At 30.4% G+C, this 22,142-nt stretch carries 13 protein-coding genes; 2 read left to right on the top strand and 11 right to left on the bottom strand.

Annotated elements, in window-relative coordinates; all coding sequences use genetic code 11:
* Window positions 1-63: 63 nt before the first annotated feature.
* From RT714_RS00270 to RT714_RS00310, 9 genes are all read right to left on the bottom strand, one after another.
* Entirely contained in the window at window positions 64-1,167 is a 1,104-nt protein-coding gene (locus RT714_RS00270) for a S41 family peptidase (protein ID WP_313755622.1), read from the bottom strand.
* A gap of 23 nt (window positions 1,168-1,190) precedes the next feature.
* Complete coding sequence (locus RT714_RS00275) at window positions 1,191-2,639, bottom strand: S-layer homology domain-containing protein (protein ID WP_313755623.1); 1,449 nt, start codon at window positions 2,637-2,639, stop codon at window positions 1,191-1,193.
* Window positions 2,640-2,647: 8 nt separating this feature from the next.
* Entirely contained in the window at window positions 2,648-4,303 is a 1,656-nt protein-coding gene (locus tag RT714_RS00280) for a hypothetical protein (RefSeq protein ID WP_313755624.1), read from the bottom strand.
* A 1-nt stretch (window position 4,304) separates the two neighbouring features.
* Window positions 4,305-10,478 (bottom strand): IPT/TIG domain-containing protein, encoded by a 6,174-nt coding sequence (locus tag RT714_RS00285; protein ID WP_313755625.1) that lies wholly within the window; start codon window positions 10,476-10,478, stop codon window positions 4,305-4,307.
* 12 nt (window positions 10,479-10,490) lie between these two features.
* Complete coding sequence (locus tag RT714_RS00290) at window positions 10,491-12,704, bottom strand: hypothetical protein (RefSeq protein ID WP_313755626.1); 2,214 nt, start codon at window positions 12,702-12,704, stop codon at window positions 10,491-10,493.
* Window positions 12,705-12,812: 108 nt separating this feature from the next.
* Complete coding sequence (locus RT714_RS00295) at window positions 12,813-15,263, bottom strand: sulfatase-like hydrolase/transferase (RefSeq protein ID WP_313755627.1); 2,451 nt, start codon at window positions 15,261-15,263, stop codon at window positions 12,813-12,815.
* Between the two features lie 85 nt (window positions 15,264-15,348).
* Entirely contained in the window at window positions 15,349-15,810 is a 462-nt protein-coding gene (locus RT714_RS00300; RefSeq protein WP_313755628.1) for a hypothetical protein, read from the bottom strand.
* Window positions 15,811-15,912: 102 nt separating this feature from the next.
* On the bottom strand, window positions 15,913-16,872 hold the full coding sequence (locus RT714_RS00305; protein WP_313755629.1) for a dipeptidase: 960 nt from the start codon (window positions 16,870-16,872) through the stop codon (window positions 15,913-15,915).
* A 44-nt stretch (window positions 16,873-16,916) separates the two neighbouring features.
* Entirely contained in the window at window positions 16,917-18,128 is a 1,212-nt protein-coding gene (locus RT714_RS00310; protein ID WP_313755630.1) for a DUF819 family protein, read from the bottom strand.
* A 175-nt stretch (window positions 18,129-18,303) separates the two neighbouring features.
* Between RT714_RS00310 and RT714_RS00315 the strand changes: the two genes are divergently transcribed.
* Window positions 18,304-18,855: a cupin domain-containing protein gene (locus RT714_RS00315; RefSeq protein WP_313755631.1), complete on the top strand. Its 552-nt coding sequence runs from the start codon at window positions 18,304-18,306 to the stop codon at window positions 18,853-18,855.
* Window positions 18,856-18,907: 52 nt separating this feature from the next.
* Here the strand turns inward: RT714_RS00315 and RT714_RS00320 are convergent, their stop codons facing one another.
* A complete protein-coding gene (locus RT714_RS00320) occupies window positions 18,908-20,248 on the bottom strand; it encodes a radical SAM protein (protein ID WP_313755632.1) in 1,341 nt (446 codons plus the stop codon).
* Window positions 20,249-20,462: 214 nt separating this feature from the next.
* On the opposite strand from RT714_RS00320, the gene RT714_RS00325 reads away from it, so the two are divergent.
* Window positions 20,463-21,434: a hypothetical protein gene (locus RT714_RS00325; protein WP_313755633.1), complete on the top strand. Its 972-nt coding sequence runs from the start codon at window positions 20,463-20,465 to the stop codon at window positions 21,432-21,434.
* Here RT714_RS00325 and RT714_RS00330 read toward each other — a convergent pair.
* Window positions 21,361-21,933: a TetR/AcrR family transcriptional regulator C-terminal domain-containing protein gene (locus tag RT714_RS00330; protein WP_313755929.1), complete on the bottom strand. Its 573-nt coding sequence runs from the start codon at window positions 21,931-21,933 to the stop codon at window positions 21,361-21,363. The genes RT714_RS00325 and RT714_RS00330 overlap by 74 nt on opposite strands.
* Between the last annotated feature and the right edge of the window lie 209 nt (window positions 21,934-22,142).

Below are 22,142 nucleotides of genomic sequence, written 5' to 3' on the forward strand. Positions count from 1 at the left end.
CCCTCTAATTTATTATGTTCATTATAATAAATTAGAGGGGGTATTATGTGTAACATAAGTTACTTATTTTAATATTTCTATTGCTTTTTTAAGTTGTAAATCTTCTTTTTCTGTATTTTCTACTTTAATATCTGGTTCAACACCTTTTCCATTGATTGAAGTTTTATTTGGCAATAAGTATTCTGCCGTTGTCATTTTGAGCACACTGCCATCATCCATACTTATAACTGTTTGAACTGTACCTTTTCCATAGGTAGTTGTGCCTATTACTTTTCCAGTCTTTCTTTCTTTAACTGCTCCTGCCAATATTTCTGAAGCGGAAGCGGAGTTTCCATTTATTAGAACTACTATTTCATATTTTGGTTTTTCTAATGTGGAAACATGAGTTATCAATGGTTTTTTGTTTTGTTTTATATGAACTATTGGTCCTTTTTCTATAAATAAATCTGATATAGATACTACCTCAGTTAATAATCCTCCTGGATTATCTCTTACATCTAATATTATTTTCTTTAGATTCTTTTTGTCCAATTCTCTTAGAATCTTTTCTATTTCCTTAGAAACATTTTTTGTAAATTCTGCGATTTCTATATATCCTATTTTATCATCTATTATTTTGTAATCTACTGGGGATATACTTACAACTGCTCTTTTAACATTTATATCTAGCAATTTTTCTCCTCTTTTGATACTTAGTTTAACTGTTGTATCTTTTGGTCCTTGTATTAGTTTAGATACTTGTTGTAATGGCATATTGGCTATATCCTTGTTGTCTACTTTGATGATTAAATCACCTTTTTTTACACCTGCTGTTTCTGCTGGTTGACCTTTTATGGTATCTCTAACATTTATATATCCTTCTTTTGGTTCTATATAAATACCGATTCCACTAAAGCTACCTGTTAATTGCTTGTATAAATCCTCTGCTTCTTCTACATTATAATATGAGCTATATGGATCTAGGGATTCTAACATTCCTTTTAATGCTCCTTCTAGAATTTTGCTATCTTCATATTCTAGAGGATATTCCTTTTTTATATAGCTATATACTTCTAAAAACAATTGTATATCCACATAATCTTCTTTGTCTAACTGTTGTGCTTCTGCCATGGCTATAGTTGGAAAGAGTAATGTGAATATAAGTAATAATGATAATATTTTTTTCATTATAGTAAAACCTCCTTTTAGTATTAGAAATTAATTATATTCTCTCTATAATCTCTTTGTAAATCTTTTTCTAAGAATTGTAAAAATTTTACTATTAAAGTAGATGCTTCTGCTTTTGTCAGCACTTGATTTGGGTTTACCCTATTCATAGCATCACCTTCTACTATATTCATCTCTCTTGCCATATATATACTATCTCTAGCCCAAGACGGGATGTTTCTATCGTCAGAAAATGAAGTTATATAACCTGGATTAGGTGCTCTGTTTTCAAATCCTAATGCACGAACTAAAATAGTTATTCCCTCAGCTCTTGTAAGAGATTTATTCGGTTCAAATAAATTTGGGGATGTTCCCGTAATTATTTTTTTATCTACTGCTGATTTTATATATTGATAATTTGTATCCTTAATATCAAAATCAGCAAAATAGGATCTTTCTTCGGGTACATTTTTCTTTCTTCGACTCTTTCTTGTTTCTTCCATGGTAACTCTAATATCAGATGCCCTCATTATGGCCTTAGTAAATTGTAATCTGCTCATTGGCAGATTTGGACCAAATATATCACTATTGTCATCAAATACATCTAGGGAATATAATTTTTTTATATTTTCTTCAGCCCAATGCCCATTTACATCTCTAAATTTAGGTACAATTAGTCTTTCAAGTCTTGGTACCATATCTTGATTTAAAGATACGCTTCCTCTTGCATCAGGTAGTTTATAGTCATATTTTGATACTACAGATTGATTGGTTATTCTAATATGTCCTCCATGAAAACTTGAAAAATTTGCATCATTTTCAGAGTATCTAAGGGATTTAGTCATACTGTCAGATACTTGGTGAGTATAGGAGCCTTGCCATGATTTCCCTTTTTTATCTCCATCACCCAATATATTGGCTGTTACAATATGGCTTATTATCTGGGTTTCTGTACTACCCCAAAAATTTTCATATCCTACGTTTCCACCTGTAATATCTATTGTAACATTTCCTTTATTTTTATTATATTCATAGTATTTTCTTCCCTTTATATTACCTGAGTAAAAATCGGCAGCTGGTCTTTCATCAATTATATCAGATTTTGAAAATTGATAGTCCTCAAGGCTATAGGTATCCTTGCCGAATTTTATATTTTCTTTATATTTATCTACTGTGGTTTCTCCTATTGTTTGATTTACATTTGTATGTTTAGACAAATTAGTTGTATAAGTTATGGTTCTATCTAGTTTCCCATCTAAACTTGTATCTTCACTTTTCAATGTAAATTTATAGGTTATAGATTCCTCTTTGTCTTTTATCTTTTCTGATACACTATATGTCCCTATAAATTTTATGGGTTTCCCAGTTATAAAAACTATTTCTTCATATTGATGTTCATTTTGTACACCACCTGCATATTCCAGAGGTGTAGCAAAAGATTGGTTTGGTATTAATATTGCTATTATTAATAGTAAAATAATTTTATTTTTCATCATACACCTCATTTTATGATAATTACTTTCGCCATATTGCTATCTCTTACAAGATATAATTTATCTCCGACTTTAATATCCTCAATATTAACCTTTACTCCATCTTTAATGAGCATTGCTTCCTTTAGATATAGATTTAATGAGGCGTTAGCTGCCATCCATTCTTCATTCCTTGAACTCCAGTTTTTAACATCCCTTAATCTAATTGTCCATCCCATGGATTTATCTAGTACTGGGCTGCTCTCCACTGTACCTATGGTTGTCCTTTGTCCATATAGGGAATCTAGAGTTTCTTTTACAAAGGCTACGGAAACCCTGTCTCCATCTGTATATAGATAACCATACCAATCCCTTGGTTTTCTCTTTCTTGTATTATCCTCATCTACTGAATAATTAGATGAGAAGAATTCCTTAGGAGATACTGCCTTTTTGTTTTCCATATCATATATAAAGGTATCGTTATCATAGAATAGTTCCTTTTCTTCCCTAAAGGATTCCCATTCATTTTTGTCTAGTAAAAAGAAATTTCTTAGATATAGTTTGTTTTGCAATATGGTATTTAGTCTTCCAGCATATATATAATCTTGTCCAATATTGGAGTTGTTTATATCTTCATTATATATATATATAATATCAGCTGAAAGTTCACTGCCTCTTCCATCTGCTATAATCAACCCATCGGATCCCGAATTTAGACTATAGGTGTCTACTAATCTGCCAGATTTTATAACCATTGTCCCATCATGAAATTTAATATTTTTATTATTACCAAGCTCTAATTGTGAAGCATATTGGCTGACTTCTTTTATTTTATCGGAGAAAACAGTTTCATATTGGGATTTTACTACCATTTTTTCTATCTTTTCTTTACCAAAAAAGTCCTTCATTGCCATATAAACTGTTTTGCCTTTATAATGCTTTAGATTTTTATAATTGATCTTTTGTCCTCCTACATATAGTGGAAGATCTGAATTATATGGAAGCCTTAAGTTTGTATCTAAACTTCTCCAATCCCCATTTCTAAATACTTCTGGATTTTCCAATGCTATTATATCTTCTAATTCATCAACTACTGTGAGCTTTCCTCTATATAACTCTTTAATTAGTATGGAATTTCCTTCTATTTCTAATCTGCTAATATAGGATGAGTCCATTTCATCAAAATAAAGCTTAACTCTATCTCCTATATATAAGGAGTTAGCATTTGTATTTTGCTTATTTTTAGTAATTACTGTGGCAGGGGAAGTAAAATATACTTCCTCCTCGCCAGTTGGCAGCTTTATTTGAATTTGATCTCTGTCAATTTCTTTAACGACTCCTACTCGAGTTTTCTCTCCTGGCTGTATATATCCAGGCATATCACCTGAATAGGCATCCATATATTTTACACTTCTACCCCGCAATTCTATATATACTTCCATTCCTTTTTTAAAATCCGTTATATTTACAGCACGTCCATCTATCTCTAGCATTACATCTTTAACCAGAGGTAGTTTATAGATATCTCCTCCATATTCTTCTACGACTATGTTATTTTTATTATATTCTATAAAATATCCTTCTACAATCCCTTGCTGAAAAATATTTATTACACTAACTCCATTGGCAGCAGCAAAACTCCCAATTATTAATATTAATAATATAATGGATATTGTTTTTCTCATATTATCGCCTACTTCCTATTACAGTATATAATCCAAGTCTATTAGGGTAATTAACAGGAACCCATGTCTTTGTATTTTCATCATATCTAACCATTTGTACCCTATTTAATCTTCTATTTTGTACTTTTTGTGTATCAGTATCAAGGGTAAACTTTATATTCCCTCTTAGATAATCTATTTTTCCGGTATCTTTACCTACATAGGTAATTCCTTCTAATATATATGTTTCTCCTACTATTGCTTCTCCTGGTTTCATATTTACATTTCCTTTATAGGTAGATATTTTAAATACTACTCCGGCATTGGAATTCTTCCTATTATCTTCCATAGTGGAATTTTTGAATATATTTGGACTAAATTCCATTGTATAATCTTTTCCAAGGATTTTTATATCTCCAAAGGAATTTACTACAATCTCTGCAGGAATCCTAATGGTTATATCCTTTACTCCTGCTAATTCTCCCCTTGTTAAGTCTATTGTCATCCCTTTACTGTCAAAATCCTCTGTACCTATGGAAATATCTGCTGCTATTCCATTTCTATTTATCACTGTATTTTCTCCAAGACTTCCGTCTTCATCTTCAGCTCCTACTCCCCTACCTGTAGTAACATAGTTACTCTTGGATTCATCTATTGGCTTTGATGTTCCATATTTGCCTATTGCTCGCACTAAAAACTGATATTCTGTTCGTGATTTTATATTTTGTACTACATAGGATGTTAACTCTGTTGTACCTATGAATTCAAACTTATCTCCATCTTCACTCATGTATATTTCATATTCAAAGGCATCTTTAACGCCTGACCAATGGACTTTGATGAACTGGTCAAATACTACTTCTGCTTCTACATTAAATGGTGCATCCATATCTGGTACTCCATATCCTATATTATATACATTTGTTGCTCCTTTATCTGGATTGATGACTATTATACCTTTGTCTTCTAATTTACCTTCTGGGGTAATTACAGTAATAGATTGTCCATTGATTACTTCTACTTCTGTACCCTCTGTTCCAGATTCCAGTATATATTTTTTTGTTCCTATGGTAATTACTTCTCCTGTAGCCGGTGTCTTATCATCTACTAATTTTAATACTGGGCTAAATACTACCTTTGCTCCTTCCATAAAATCACTGCCGATTATTTTTATTTTTTCTCCACCTTCTATGGATAGGGTTTCTATTAAGATTTTGTTATTATCAGGGTTTACAACTGATGTTATCTTAGGGTCACTTACATAGGTAAATCCATTTATCAGTTCTGCTATATTACCATCTGGATTTTCAACCTTTATAGTTGCAGATCCTGCTGTATATGGTGGTGTTTTTAGTATGATTTTATCATATGCAATGGATATTATATTTTCCTGAGGCACTTGTTTTTGTTTTGAGCCTTCTCCAAAATATACTTTTAGTTTGCCATTAGGTATTCCATCCATTTTCTCTCTAAAATCTTTACCTTCTATGGTTATAACAGTTCCTCCTGATGTAGGTCCAAAGTTTGGCGTTACTTTTGTTATAGTAAGCCCTGTACTTTCTGGAGTTGTAAATTTGATAAAAATAGGCTCTGAATTAGCAACTCCACCATCCTCATTTTCTACTACTACCCTATTGTATGTGCCTATATATCTATTCTCTACTGCTGGCATTTTAAATATTAGCCTATTTGATATTGAGTCTTCTTCTGGCTGATATTCTATTTTAGCATTTATAGTTATATCTCCTATTTGAATTTTAACTGGTTTTCTAAAATCCTGACCTATTATTTCTATAGTATTTCCACCTAGATAATTTACTTCTACTATTGTTCTTCCATCTTCTACTTTATATCCTTCTTGTCCATCTCTTAATATATTTGTTATTTTGGGTTTGCTATCTGGGTTCTTGTAGTTAAACTTTCCTGTAGCAACTCCATTATCTGGGTTTATTAAATTCACTTGAACTTCTCCTACAGTATAATAGGATGGAGTAATTACATTTATATGTCCTGGATTTAACACAGTAGCTTCTGGTGAGAAACCCCTGTCTAATCTTACCCTAAAGGTATTACTTGCTCCCTCAATTTTTTCTAATCTAATGCGAACTAATTCATTTCCTTTATAGTTCTCTCCTTTGTCATTTTTTAGTAAGTTCAAAGGGAAGAATACTTCTTCATTATTATATGGGATGTTTTCTGCTGTGTATTTTATATTGTTATCTGTTAGAGTGATACTGAATTTTACATCTTTTTCTGCAGCATTATATTTTAACTCTAATTGTCCTGCTTTAGCTTGGGCAATTTTATCTCTTACCCTACCTGAGTTTGGATTGTCTAAAGGCAAATTTATATTAGTCATGTTTTCGTCATTTGGCTTTGTAAATTGAATTTGTACTATTTCTTTTGATTTTGGCAATGACTTCAAATCATCGTATACTAATATATCTCCTTTTATAAACCCTTCTCCTAATATTTCCAGCTTATCTCCACCTTGTTTTCTACCTGTATTAGGTGTAATAGAGTTAATCTTGGGATTAGAGGACTCGTAGGTAAAAATCAATTTATTAGATACTCCATAATCATTATTTACTAGATAAACTTCTGCTGGTCCTTTTGCTCCCTTTGGTACTTCTATATCTATGGTTGAAGCTGTAAAGCTTTTTATTTTTGCTACTTTCCCGCCAAAATATACTGTTGGTAAGATTGGGAGTATGTTTTTGTCCCAATCAGATTTCAGTTCATCGAATACTTTCTTATCCCTTAAATCATCCCATTTGCCATTGTCATTTTTGTCAGTATAGGTTTCACCTTCATCCCAAGTACCATTATTGTTGGCATCTCTAAATGGCTCAAAGTATCTAAAGTCAGAACCTTCTATGGTAACTATATCTCCTCCTGCTGCTGACCCTTTGTTGAGGATTAACTTAGTTATCTTTGGATGTGATATTGGAATTATATAGGCAAAGCCATTTATTCTTCTATCGGAACCTCCGTCAGGATTTATTACTATGACATTTACATGTTTTCTATCCATATCAGTTTCTTTGGATAAATCTCCAGGATATTTTGGAACTTTTACTGTCATGGCATTTCCATTAGGGGAAACTACTACATCCTGTGGTGGAACAGTTACTCCACCTATAATTACAGAAGTTTTCTCATTAGGCCCTCTATCTACAAAGCTTTCACCAGATATAATGATATTATATTGTCCCTCTGTAGAGCCTTCTGATGGAGTTATCTCTTTTATTTTTGGCGGCTTTTCATTGGGCTGGAAGAAATAGTAAAATCCAGCATTTCCTTTCCTTTCATCCTTTTTTGTATCTGGGTTTACTATAGCTATATCATAGTATCCTTCTCTAGGTTGAGGTGGTACTTCAAAATACAGTTCGTTGCTGTTTGTTACTTTTACTCTATTTCCTACTATCTTTCCACCTTCAACTGAATAAGGGGTTTTTATGGCTAAGGTTTTTCCGTCAATTTCTATCTCTTTATCTGTTACCTTTATTTCCTTCTCTGGATCTCCACCTTTTTTACCAAATAATTTATCTCCTTTTGCTATTATTTCGTATATATCCTTATCTCCATTTGTCAAATAGTATTTTCCTGAGATGATATCAAAATATATCTTGTAATATTCATTATTTTCATCTTCTAGAATGATACTATGGTAATAGTCTGATGGTATTATGGAATTATTTTCTGCCGATATTATTGGTTCGTCAGATGGTGTTGTATATTCTTTTAGCTTATGATCTGTTGTATAGGTATTGATATCTTTTCCGCCTATAAAAATTCTAGTGCCTATAAGCTTCATAAATCCTACACCACTTAAGTCCTTTACTAATGGATTTGGCGGGACTAAGTTTTGCCCTTTTAAATCGACTAATGTATTTGCTGTGCCTTTCTTAGGGTTGAAGTCTGTTATCTTAGGATCTGTATAGGTTTTTACATATAAAAATTTGTCATAGGTTGCTAATGCTCCATCATCATTCTGTACTACTAACTGTACATATCCTTCAGGTTTAGGTGGTGCATCAAAGGTTATTTGAGTACCTGTACCATTTCTTTTGGCTGATGTTATTTTTTCTCCATCCATATATAAATTGAATTTCTCAGCAAAGTTTTGACCTGAGATGATTATACCTTTTTCACCTGAAGTGGTTATAGTATCTGGAGTTACGCTGGTAATGAATGGAGTTTTGTCAGAAGTAACTTTAACAAATTTAATTTCTCCATCTCCACTAAGCCCTAAATGCTTCTCTGGCTCATCATTTGTTATATCCTCATTATTTTTTATAGGATTGGTAACTGTCAATCTACTAATTATATCAATAATATTAGGATCTATATTTGCACCTTTAGGCACTGTTACAAGTATTTTATTTCCTAAATCATTTCCTATTGTGCCATCTATTTCAACTCCATTTTTATTAAAGATCTTCATATCCGTTACTGGAATTCTTTTAGGATTACCAACTTTATCCTCAGTGATATTAGGATCTAGTATTATCTGATTTCCTAAATTAATAACTGGCTGTTTTACCTTTACATCTCCATCTTTGTTTTTATATCTATATTTCAAAAAATTCTCACCAACTATGGATATCTTGAAACTATCTGCTATTTTATTGTTTGCATCTACTGGTATTTTATCTGGAGTAATGCTAGTTATTTTAGGTTTATAATTTATTGGTTGAAATATGAATTTATTATTCCATGTTCCCTCTTCTCTTATTACTAAAGTCTTTTTTTCATTTTTATCCTTATAATGAATTGTTGTTTTTACCTCAACTTTTACAGGTTTAGCAGGGTCTTCTCCATCTTGTAAATTTATTGAGGATACTTTAATGTTTAATTTGTCCATATCCTTAGTAAAAACTGAGCCTTCCCTAAATGTTGCCTTGTTTCCTATAAAAACAGTTATTTCTCTTTCTATATTAGTAACATCTACCCCTTCTTCTCCTCCTATGAGCTTATATTTACCTATGGATCCGCTTCCATCTTCTGGATTATAATAAACTTTTAAGGTATTTGATGCGGGGTCTATTTTTTCCGTTTCAAATTTACTATTATCATTTGGGGTAAAAACATTCGAGCTTAAAGTCCCTATATATCTTCCCTGTATTGTAGCATCTATTCCTGTTTCTGGCCCCACTGGCGGAGTTACGTCCGTTATGGAAATAGTATCCTTATTATCAATAACAGTAAATATATTGTCACTAAAAAGCTTGGTACTCGTGATTTTTCCTTCTAAATTATTCTCACCATTTACATTATTGGTTAGAACCACATAATATCTACCTTGCTCTAGTTTTGGTGGTATTCTTAGGGTATAGACATCTATAGTTTTATTTCCACTATCATCATTTTCTACATCCTTACCATAGGATATAAAAACCCCCCTATTATCAACTGTATACAAATCACTTCCGTCAATTTCCTTTAAGAAAAATGCACTCATTTCCCTAGTTAATTCTGTCCCTTTTATTTTAACTTCAGTCCCAACTGGTCCTTGATTTGGAACCATAGCAATATCATCACTAATACCTAGTTCACCATATACTGTAAATAAATTAGGATAGTTATCCTCTATGGTTAACTTTTTAATACTATCAGTATATTTGAATTCTAGTCTATAAGCACCACCTACTGTATTTGGTAAAAAACCCTTTGTGATTTTATCATTTTTCACATCCATATTAACTGGATCTAATGTTCCTGATTTATTAAAGAATCTAACTTGTATGCCTGTTTTTGTAAATCCAGTGCCATTGATAACAAGGGTATCTTTGTTGCTAACCATTCTATTTAATGGTAAAATATCACTAATAATTGGCATCTCTACTTCTCCAATATTATAATCATTCTCGCTTACAGATAGCTTGGCTATTCCTTGAGGATTTTCTATTTTATAATATAGTCTATTATCACTTTCTACTATAACAGAGAGAGCCTTTGGATCACCTTTCTCATCCCTTACTATTACGGGATTTTTACCTAGTTTCCCTAAGTTAGTACCTTTTACTTCGATATACATAACTTCAACTTGATTTATGTCTTTATATGTTTTGGTTACAGTTACATCATTTACTACTGCTGGATCTCCCTCTGCTGCCCAAGCTACTAATTCCCCCATAGGAAGGCTTGATAATATAATCATTATGGCTAAAATTAAGCTTAACTTTTTCTTCAATTAATTCACCCCTTATTGAACTATTACAAAAATACCTGGTTTGCTACTCATTCCTTTTACTCTTCCATTTATTAAATCTATTATATATGGAATTTCTTCAAATCTTCTATTTGATTCATCATATCTTAAAATCCTTAATCTACTTCCGTCAGAATCAAAATATGGTATTTCTATTGTTAGATTAGTAAAATCAAAATTAGCTCCTGATACTTCTATGAAGTTTGATTTTATATTTTTTCCAACTAATTTTTTCTTTAATATATCTGCTATACTAGGTTCTACCTTACCTACACGAAGTTCTATATATCTTTCATCATAATTATTACTAAGTCTTAGAGAGTTTATACTGGCATTTGCCCATTTTGATTTAAGCCTAAGCTCTCCTAAACTATCTCTATATGATATGGGATATTCTATACTTCTTACCCAAGTATTGCTTCCCATTAATTCATCTAAATCTATTTCTAAATATCTATTATCTGTATATCTAGAGCTTAGTTCCAATACATCATTGCTCTTACCTATATTTCCCTTTACCATGCCAATTGAGCTATCATCTTTTACTCTATATTCTTCATTTGGTATATAATCACCTTCCTCTACTACAGAAAATACTCCATAGACCATTTGAGTTTCATAGGAATTTCCATTACTTACTATTATATCATAGACTCCTACTGGTAATCTTCTATTTCTAGGTAAATATATATACATTGTACTATTATTATTTCTAATATCTATACTTGAAGGACTATAGTATTTACCGTTCATATTTCTAAACTCTACAAATGTATCTTCATGAAACATTGACCCATCTATTACTATTGGATAATTCCAATCATAGTATTCTGGTATAGAACCTTCATATAGCTTTTCTGCCTTTGGAAAATAGTTAGTGCTAAACGTCCATTTATAGCATCTATTTTTCTCTGTTTCTATGTCTGAATATTCTACTATGGAATCTTCGGGTATATATACTTCATACTTTTGATTGTCATCTAGTTTATCTATTAAAGGTATATAAACGTTAAACCTATTTGCTGAGTATTTATTTGCTGATAACTCTCTCTTATATATTATTTGTTTATTTTTATCTATTAAATTAGTTTTATCTCCTATTACATTTACTTGAATACCATGGCCTATACTATCTTTCATCTTTAATGTACTTCCTATATCTTCAAAAACTACCTTTATATAATAACCTTCTTCATCTGGATTGGTGAATTTCTCATATAATATTTCCGGATCAAAATAATCATGTTCATCTCTAGGGGTTGTATCTATTATCTTTGGTCTATCTTTTACTATAATTCTTTGCTCTACCTTATGCATTGAGGCTGAGTTCCCTATTTCAAAGTCTATATATATGTCATAGGCTCCTGCACTGGTATAAGTTTTTTTACATTCTTTATCATTGATTATTTTTGCAAATTCTTTTTTGGCTTCATCATCCATAGTTCCAGTTATCTTAGTTATATCATGAAATTTTAGATTTTCTATATTGCCGGTTTTTCTTGGTATTGTAATGGTTTTATTATCCTTTTCTCTTACAAATCTTAATTGTTTAATGTCACCTGAAAAGTTATAGCCTGTTATAGTAAATTCCATATTTTTATTTGTAGGTGTAAAATCTGTAATTAAAAATGGTCTGTCATATGCCCCTACTATTTCTTTTTTATTTGTTATTTCAAATTTATATATACCTCTATCTGTAATATTTGTCCCTTCACCATTTGTAGTAAAAGTATAGTTTATTGAATCGCTGCTTATACTTTGATTGAAAAAAAATCCATTTGGTATATAAATATTATAGTAGGTATTTTTTGTAAGAATAAATGGCTTTAAATCAATAGGATTTAATGGATTCTCTTTTATCTTAATCTCTATCCTATTAAGGTCATTATTATATTCTATTGTATATTTAAAATTACCATTTGAATCCACAGGATTTTGTTCTTTTCCATTGGCAATAATCTTAATTACATTATGCAAATTTTTTAAATCAAATTTATCCCCGTCTACTTTATAGCTAGGCTCATGTTCTATATATATATAAGAAATATTATAATCTATATTTTTATCTCCCTCCAATATAGTTTGTTTATCTGTATATACTTTTTTTATTATTTTCTCATCTTCTCCATCTGCATATAAAGACCATTTAGGGAATATGATAAGTATTAAATTTATTGCTAAAATCATATAAAACATCTTTTTTTTCATGAAATAAAATCCCTCCCAAAATATAATTCTAAGTATATTTATCGGCAAATTAATCCAAAATCTTTAGGATAATACAATAAGTACCAAAACAGTACAACGTTTTGGTACTTATTGCTTTTTAAATATATTTTTACCTGTATCTGCATAAACGGATAATCCTTTTTTCTTTAGTTTCTTGGATAAATCTGTTTTTGCTCTTTCTTTGTCTAGTATTACTCCTACATGGGGGTGCATTGTGACGAAGTCTAAGATCTCTTCATCTGTATAATTTTCTTGTATTGGATTTAGAATTACCTTGTTAAATCCCCTATAAGTTACCGTTAAATATTGACGAAAGTTTTTTATTTCCACTATACATCTGTCTATTAAGACTGGATAATTTTTAAATGTATTTACAAAAACTTTATTATCTACTTCTCCATGACGAAGAATTATATATGCATCTTTATGTTTATCCATCCATTCTATAAGGTCTTCTATTGTCATTTGAGTTTTGTTTTCTTTCATTTTCAACTCTTTGAATTCTTCTAAGGTTAAACGTCTATCTTTTGGGTTTTCAAATAGATTGTCATAATACCAATACCAATCCTTTAAAAGAATTATTCCATCATCTACTGTTAATTCTATATCTACTGCCAATACTCTATATCCTTTATCATAAGCACTGTTTAGCTCTTCTAGGGAATTATAATAAAAAGAGACTATTTTTTTATTTTTTAATATATTTTGTTCTGTAAGAATGCTTAAATCTATTTCTCCATTATTATCTATATAATATTTTAGTAAATCCTTTTTTAAAATAAAATCGGATTTATTGATTTCTTTAATTATTTCATCATACATTTTACGAAATTCATTCCTGTCTAATTCTTCTCTTGTGTTTAAATCATAGGCTTTACTATTGTCAAAGAGTCCATCCCTTGCCATTACAAACATGGTATCTTTACCTATGAATGAACCTTTTAGTAAATATGTCTGTGGAAATACATAGTTTTCTTCTTTATAATTTGTTAAATCTCTGCCTAGCATTAATCCCTTTTCATTTTTATATCCCATTATATTTAATATAGTAGGATAAAAGTCTATTGGACTCCCTACGGTAGACATAGTTTCATTAATTTCTTCTCCTGGCACATGGATTATAAGGGGTATATTCATCATGGAGTCATAATCATATTTACACCCTAGAAGTTCTGTCATTATATTGTCTATTTCTTCGTCCCCATTCTGTATTGCAAAATGATCCCCATATAATGCTATGACAGTATTATCATATAGTCCCTCCCTTTTTAAGTCTTCTATAAACTTGCCTATTTCCTTATCTGCATAATGTATTGCTTGTAAATAATTGCCTAATATGGTGTCTTCGTGTTCTGGTCTGATCTTCAGCATACGATATTCTTCTGGAATGTTAAAGGGCGAATGGGATGTAAGAGTTACAATAAATGCATAAAATGGATTAGAATTTATACTATCTAATTCCTTTAAATATCCTATGCTTTGTTTTAGGAAGTCCTCATCTCTTATTCCAAATCCAATTATTTCATCAAAATTATAGTCTTCCTCAGAAATAAATCTTTGAAAACCCTGGTTTACATATGCCTTTTCTCTATTCCAAAATTCCTTTTTATATCCATGCATCGCCCAAGCAGTATATCCTTTATCCCTAAGTATCCAAGGAAGACCATAAAATCTATTACCTTCATATTGACTATAGGTAGGTTCTTCTAAGGATGGATGCAGAGAATTATGACTTACAAATTCTGCATCAGATGTATTTCCTCTTCCTATTAACTGATAGTATCTATTGTAGTATAAAGAGGAACTATCCTTTATGAGTTTATTTAGGTTTGGTGTGATTTCTTGATTATTATAGTTTAAATTAATGACAAAACTTTGTAATGCTTCTACTTGCAATACTATAAGGTTTTTATCCTTCCCTATTCCTGTTAATTTCCCATCTTTTAAATTTGTTCTATTCTTTATATCTTCTAAGTCTTCCATTGTAAAATCAATGTTTTTTTGTTTTTTAGATTTATTTATATTTTTAGCTATATCTGATATATGATAAAAATATAGCTCCTGTGCTGTTAGTGACTGTATCTGTCCAATTGTATTTACATGAATTATTGCAAATGCCATTATTGTAAGTATAATATGGCTGCGACAGGGGGTGGGAGTAAAAAACCTATCGAAAAGATCTAATGATAAAAAAATTAATATCGGTATATCTAATATTAACAATATATTTTTCATATTTATTAAGGATTTTATATTATCTCCAAGGGCTGTAAGCTGCTTGGCTTGTCCCAGCATTGCAACAGAAGGCAATGCTTGAAATTGAGAATAGTAGACCGTATCTATAAACATAGTAAATGATATTATAGAATAGAATATCATCAATATTGTCTTTTTATGTTTTAATTTTGTCTGTTTAATCAAAGATATAAAGCCTATTGTAATCATTGATGTAATAATTAGTATTAAAATCCTATTAAATTGGACATCAGTCATATTTAAAAATAGTATAGTTTTTAGTATAAATAGTATTGAAATCATTTCTGCCTCCTAAATATAGTAATAGGCTCTCCACTCCATTAGTTAGAAGGGAAAACCTATTGCTTTAATTCTTTGATTAGAATTTTTATCTTACTGCTTTTAATAAAGCTATATCATGTGCATTTTTAGTTGTAATTATTTCCATAGCATTCAAATCCTGACGAAGTTCCTTAACTTCATCATATACTGACTGTATTTCTACTTTTAATTCTTCAGACAATAACTCAAGATCTTCTTTTGTTGCCATAGTGGCTTTAACTTCTTGCAAGTCATTTTTAACTTCTTGTAAATCATTTTTAACTTCTTGTAAGTCATTTTTAACTTCTTGTAAATCTGACTTTGTTGCCATCGTATCCCTTACTTCTTGGATCTCTTCCTTAAGTTCTGTTCTTACTCCTTGGATCTCTTCCTTAAGTTCTATTCTTACTCCTTGGATTTCTTCCTTAAGTTCCGTTCTTACTCCTCGGATTTCTTCTTTTAGTTCTGTCTTTAAGTTAAACACTTCCACATAGAGCTTTTCTAATAAGTCAAAAACTTTTTCATCCATATGGATTCTCCTCTTCATTTATCCTTAAACAAATTATATCATTTATAAAAAATACTATCAAGAAAGAATAAAGTTTTCCATAGGAGAATGTCCCTTGTCACTCTAAATTAAATTTAAGAAATTTTTGTAGCCTATCTTTTCTATATCTTCTTTTGAAAAACCTTTCTCTTGAAGCTTTAGTATTAGATTATTTCCTTTAGATATATCTTCTATTCCTAAAGTACCTACATAAGGATCTTCAGTGAAAGTATCTGCCGTATCATTTCCAATATATTCAAAGAAATCAAAACCTAAGGCAACGTGGTCTATTCCTATAAGATTTACAATATGCTCTATATGATTTATTAAATAATCAATAGTCCTTTTGTCATGTTCTAAATTTATAAACTCATTAAATGCATTAATACCTACAAGCCCACCTTTTTCACCAATGGCTTTTATTTGTTCATCAGTAAGGTTTCTAGGAACATTACATAATGCCCTTGAATTTGAATGTGATGCAATAAAAGGTTTTGTAGCTATATTATAAATATCCCAAAAGGTTTTATCATTGGCATGTGATACATCTAAAATCATTCCTAATGATTCCATAATCTTAACTGCATCTCTGCCTAAGTTTGTTAATCCCCTATTTACATCTCCTTTAACTCCTGTTGCTAAGGCATTTTGTTCATTCCATGTTAGAGTTGCATGCCTAAATCCCAGTTGATATAGGGTGTAAATCGTTTCTACATCTTCTCCAATACCACTTAAACCTTCTAAGCCTAATAATACAGCAAGTTTATTCTCCTCAATAGCTTGATAAAAATCATTTCTATTATATATTATCTTCAATATATCCTGGTTTTCCCATATTTCAGTATTCATTGCCTTAATACTTTCAATAAGTCTTTCTTTTGGTCTTTCATCATGGGGAGGATCAATCCATATGACAAATACACCTCCAACCATATTCCCCTTTTTAAATCTTTCTAAATGATAATCTCTAATAATATTTTTCAAACCCATTTGCCTTTTTACTGTAACATCTGTCCATATATCTCCATGTATGTCAAATAGCATAAGTCGACCTCCTAATTTAGTATAACTCTATCTATTATACTTCTTTACAAATATTGTAATAAATTGCCCATAAATATTCCTAAATAGTTTCCAATAATATATCCAAACACTCCTACTAGCATAATTGGTCCTATTAATTTATTCCAACCCTTAGCTATTGCCATAGCAACTGCTGTAGTAGGTCCACCAATATTTGCATTAGATGCTAATAGTATTTCTTCTAGATTGAATTTAAATAATTTCCCTAACAATAAAGTAACTGTCATATTTACAAGAACTATAACTCCTGTAAATACAAGCAGTAAGGGTGATCTCGTTAATATTAACTGTAATGATGCTGGCACTCCTATAACAACTAAGAATATATATATTAAAAATGTTCCTATTTCTTGTGCTCCATGAATATTAGACATGAAATTAGGGAAATAACTAGCTAAGAACATAGTTATAGTAGTTATAAGCAGATATTTATTTCCTAATAAACCATTAAGCAAATTATAGAAGAAGTTACCAGTAGGTATCTTACTTCCTAAAAAATTTGCAATTTCAGTAGAAACCCATACGATTGCAAAGGAAATAGCTACAGCAAAAGCTATGTCCTTTAAGGATATTTCTTTTCTTCCCCAATATTTAGCCGCCAATGTTTCCCCTTCACCAGTATTTACATTACCTTCAACCTCATCTATATGAGGATGTTTGAATTTCTTCTGGAAAAATTTAATTGATGGTATTGCTAATAAAACAAAGAAATATAATGCCATTAATAAATTATCAGCTACTACCAAAGCAGAAATCCAATCTCCAGACGTTCCAAAGGACTCAGCCATTGCAGCAAAATTTACTCCACCCCCAATATAAGAGCCTGTCATCATGGCAGCCATCTTATACAAATCTGGTATATAATTTCTTAATAGTATAAAAGAAACAAAAGCTCCTAGAAGAGTACCAACCGAACTAAGTAAATATATAATCATAATTCTTCCGCTTTCACGCCAAATCTTTTTAATATTAGCATTAAATAACAATAGAGGTATTCCTAGGGGAACTACATAACCCCATACTGCATCATAGGTTGGTGCATCTGTAGGAATTACTTTGAAGTTTGCTAATATCATTGCAATTAATAATCCAATAATTGCTCCTGTTACTTTTGATGCCCACTTATAGGTTTGTTCAAGATAAATACTAATTGCTGCTATACTTACTAATATTGTCCACAAAGCCCAAGTGTTGTCTGCATTAATTAATGTACCCATATTACTCCTCCTTTAATTTTATATTAGAACTATTTCCTTAAAAATATAATACAATATATTCTGAATAAATTCAATATATTAAATATTTATTTAATATATTGAATTTATTTTAATGGTCTTTTATTCAGTATTTATGTTAAAATATAGATAATGTTGACAATGGAGGTTCGTGATTTTGAATATAGATATAGGTACAAAAATAAAGGAATTAAGAAAAAAAAGAAAAATGAATATATCCGATTTAGCTAATGATGCAGAATTAAGCCCTGGACTAATTAGTCAAATAGAGAGAAATATGGTTACTCCCTCTATAGTTTCCATATGGAAAATTGCCCAATCTCTAGGTGTTTCTGTAGGATATTTTTTTGAAGAAGAGGCTAAAAAGAATGCAAATCCTGTTGTAAAAAGAAATAATAGGAAACGTATAATAGCTTCCAACAATAATGCCATTTATGAATTGTTATCCGCTGACCTTAATAGAAGAATTGAATTTTTATATATTACTATTAAAGTTGGAGATTATTCCTCTGAAAATTTTGTTACTCATGAAGGAGAGGAATGCGGCCTTGTGATTAAGGGTAAATTAATGGTTAAAATGGAAAATGAAGAGTATATATTAGAAGAGGGTGATAGTATTTACTTCGACAGCACTATCCCTCATAGATATATCAATGTTGGTAACGAAATATGTGAATCTGTTTGGGCAATGACTCCCCCAAGTTTTTAGAGTTTAAACGGACGAGTTTTCCGTTCCAAATTTGGAACAGAAAACTCGCCTTTCATTTATTCCATATTTCATCTGCTACTAATGCCCAATTTTTAGCTGCATCTTCACATTTTGCACTTAAATCATGAACATTTTCTGGATTTTGTAAGTCTGTTGACATCGCTCCCGATCTGTCTACCATTTCAGACAATTTATTTGGATTATCCAATAATGGACATGGTCTTAGGTGATTTTTATTAAATGGCTGATTATCATGATATTGCATAAATAAAGGAGATTTATATGCTTCTAACAATGTTTTTTCATATATGCTAGAATCTGAATAATGTATAAATGCACATGGCTCAATATCTCCGTTTGCATTTATATGCAGATAATTCCTTCCACCAGCAATACATCCTCCTACATATTCTCCATCATTCCAAAAATCCATAGTAAATATTGGTTTTGTATTTCTAAAGTTTCTAATTTGGTGGTACATATATTTCCTTTGTTCAGCTGTTGCCATTAATTCAGGTACTGCATCTTTTCCAACTGGCATATAAGTAAAGAACCAAGCAAATTTTGCCCCCTTATCTATCATAGCATCAAAATATTCTTCACTGCCTATGATATCTACATTCTTCCTTGTATAGCAACATGATATTCCAAATGGAAGTTTTTTATCTTTTAATATCTTCATTGCCTGAACAACTTTTTGATAAGTTCCATTTCCTCTACGATAATCTGTTTCTTCTTCAAATCCTTCTATACTTATGGCTGGAACAAAATTCTTAACTCTTAACATTTCATCTGCAAATTCTTCATCTATTAGTGTCCCATTGGTAAATGAAAGAAATACACAATCGTCATGTTTTTCACAAAGCTTTATAATATCCTTTTTACGGACTAATGGTTCTCCACCAGAATATATGAACATATATGTTCCCATATCCTTAGCTTGATTGATAATATTATCCAAAGTTTCATAACTCATATTCAGCTTATTTCCATATTCTGCTGCCCAGCATCCAGTACAATGTAAGTTACAAGCAGAGGTAGGATCCATTAGTATAGCCCATGGTACATTACAATTATGTTCTTTTCTAATGGTTTCTTTTTTATTTGCTCCTAATATATTGGTATTGATTATAAAATTTTCAAATAATTTTTTTCTCACTTCTCCGTCTATATCTGTCCAAAGACTCTCTGCTAGCTTATACCAGTTTCCTTCTTTATTGTCCAGTTCTTTTCTTACAATATTGAATTGACTACTGATATTACCTTCTTTATCAAATCTTTCAACCCAATTTATTATCTTTGGAATATTACTATCAGGATCACTATCGAGATAGTTCAATACTATTTTTATACCATAAGATTTCATGTTTTCCTTAATAGTTTTATCTCTCATTTTGTCTCCCCCTTCCAAATTAAAAAACCTTCTATTAAATACTATTATAAAACTTTGCTTTTAGAATTTCTTTGGACAAATTTTTTATTTGTGCAATTTTGGGACATTTTCATAAATTGGGGTGTTTTAGGACATATATTAAATTTGACCATATACATAAATTATACAAAAGTTTATATTTGTACTAGAACTAATTGTGAAGGAGAGGGTTCTAATGGAAAATAAATTAACTAAGGTTATGTTGGAAATTGCAATTGAAAGAGCATTTAAAGAAATAGAGTTAAAGTCTAAACGAGGAACTAGAAATTTAGTGGATCTTGGAGCACATTTTGCTAAGGGAAGATTCCAAAAGGATTTCTATAATATTGCTCAAATAATGCTTGAAAATGAAAATAGTCCCTATTATAAGCTTGTTTTTAATATAGTTCAAAATGTAGATCATAATATTCTTAAAACCTTTGGAATAAATCTTGGATTAAACTCTTGGACATATGGTGCAAAGAAAATTCGTCAACATGAAAAGAAAAAAGGTTATAATGTTCCTTGGACTATAATATTTGACTTTACAAATCCTGAAAATGATATATTAGATTATGATAAAATTGAAAATATAATTAATAAAGGAAAAAGTATTGGTCTATATAGTTATATCTTTTTTTTAGATAATAATGAGAATAGATTTAAAGGACTAATAAAAATTTTTAAATCCAATAAAGATTGTGCTTTTATTCTATTTGTAAACCCTATTATATTGGCAGAAGAATATCTTTTGGAATTAAAAAGTATTGGAAATATATTATTATCTATTAATATAAGAGATAAAAGTCCCTTCTTTAACTCTCAGATATTATTGTTAAAGAAAAACAAACTTCTATTTGGAGTTCATATGATTTATGATAATAATGATATCAAAACTATTTTAAATGATAGTTGGGCTATGAGTGTAGTCAGTTTAAATTGTGCCTTTGCATTTTTAATTCCATCTTCAGAATGTGGTGAAGAGGTTGTAGTTTCTATAAATAAATATATAAAAGATGCAAAAACAAATCAGAAATATCCTGTATTCTTAATTGATTTCTACGAAGATATAACTCATGTAGATAGAACCATTTCTATAGAATCTTGTTTAATGGACCCTTTTCCTGATGAAACTTTTCTTTATACATCTTTACTGCAACTCCTGTAGCTGCATTCTCCATTAGTTTTACAAACTCATTGGGTGGAATTTTACTGTCTTCAAGTAACCATCTTGTTATGGAAGTTCTTATTGCATCAGTAAAAAATGTTATGTAAAATTCCTTATCCTCATCTTGAAATATATTTTCAAATTCTATAGCAATAATTGGAGATAAAACCTCACCAAAATAGTCATAGAATGAATTTTGCCCTTTTACTTCTAATGCATTGCAATAAAATCCTTTATTATTATAGAAAAATTCACAAATACTCTCTAAAATACTCCATTGAGAATTGAGTTCATTTTCTTCAAAGCTAGTTACAAAATCTGTATAATATATCCAATTAACCAAGTCATATTTATCTTTAAAATGATAATAAAAGCTCTTGCGATTCATATTGCAACGTTCTACAATATCCTTAATACTGATTTTAGATAAGGATTTTTCACTCATTAATTCCTTCATAGAATCTGCTAAGGCTCTTTTGGTTATAGATGACTGGGTCATGTCTATCACCGTCCTATATGGAAGTATAGGTTTTCCATTACATTATTTTGAACAGAAAACCTATACTTCCACTTTATATTAATTTTCTATTTACCATTTCTGTAACTACAAAGGTAGCTACGTCTTCTGCAAAAGAGCCTGTGCCAAAACCTGCATCGTAACCTAATTCTTTAGCTAATTCGTGGCCAATCCTTGGTCCACCGCAAGTA

The sequence above is a fragment of the Tissierella sp. genome (assembly GCF_032104385.1).
Taxonomy (GTDB): Bacteria; Bacillota; Clostridia; order Tissierellales; family Tissierellaceae; genus Tissierella.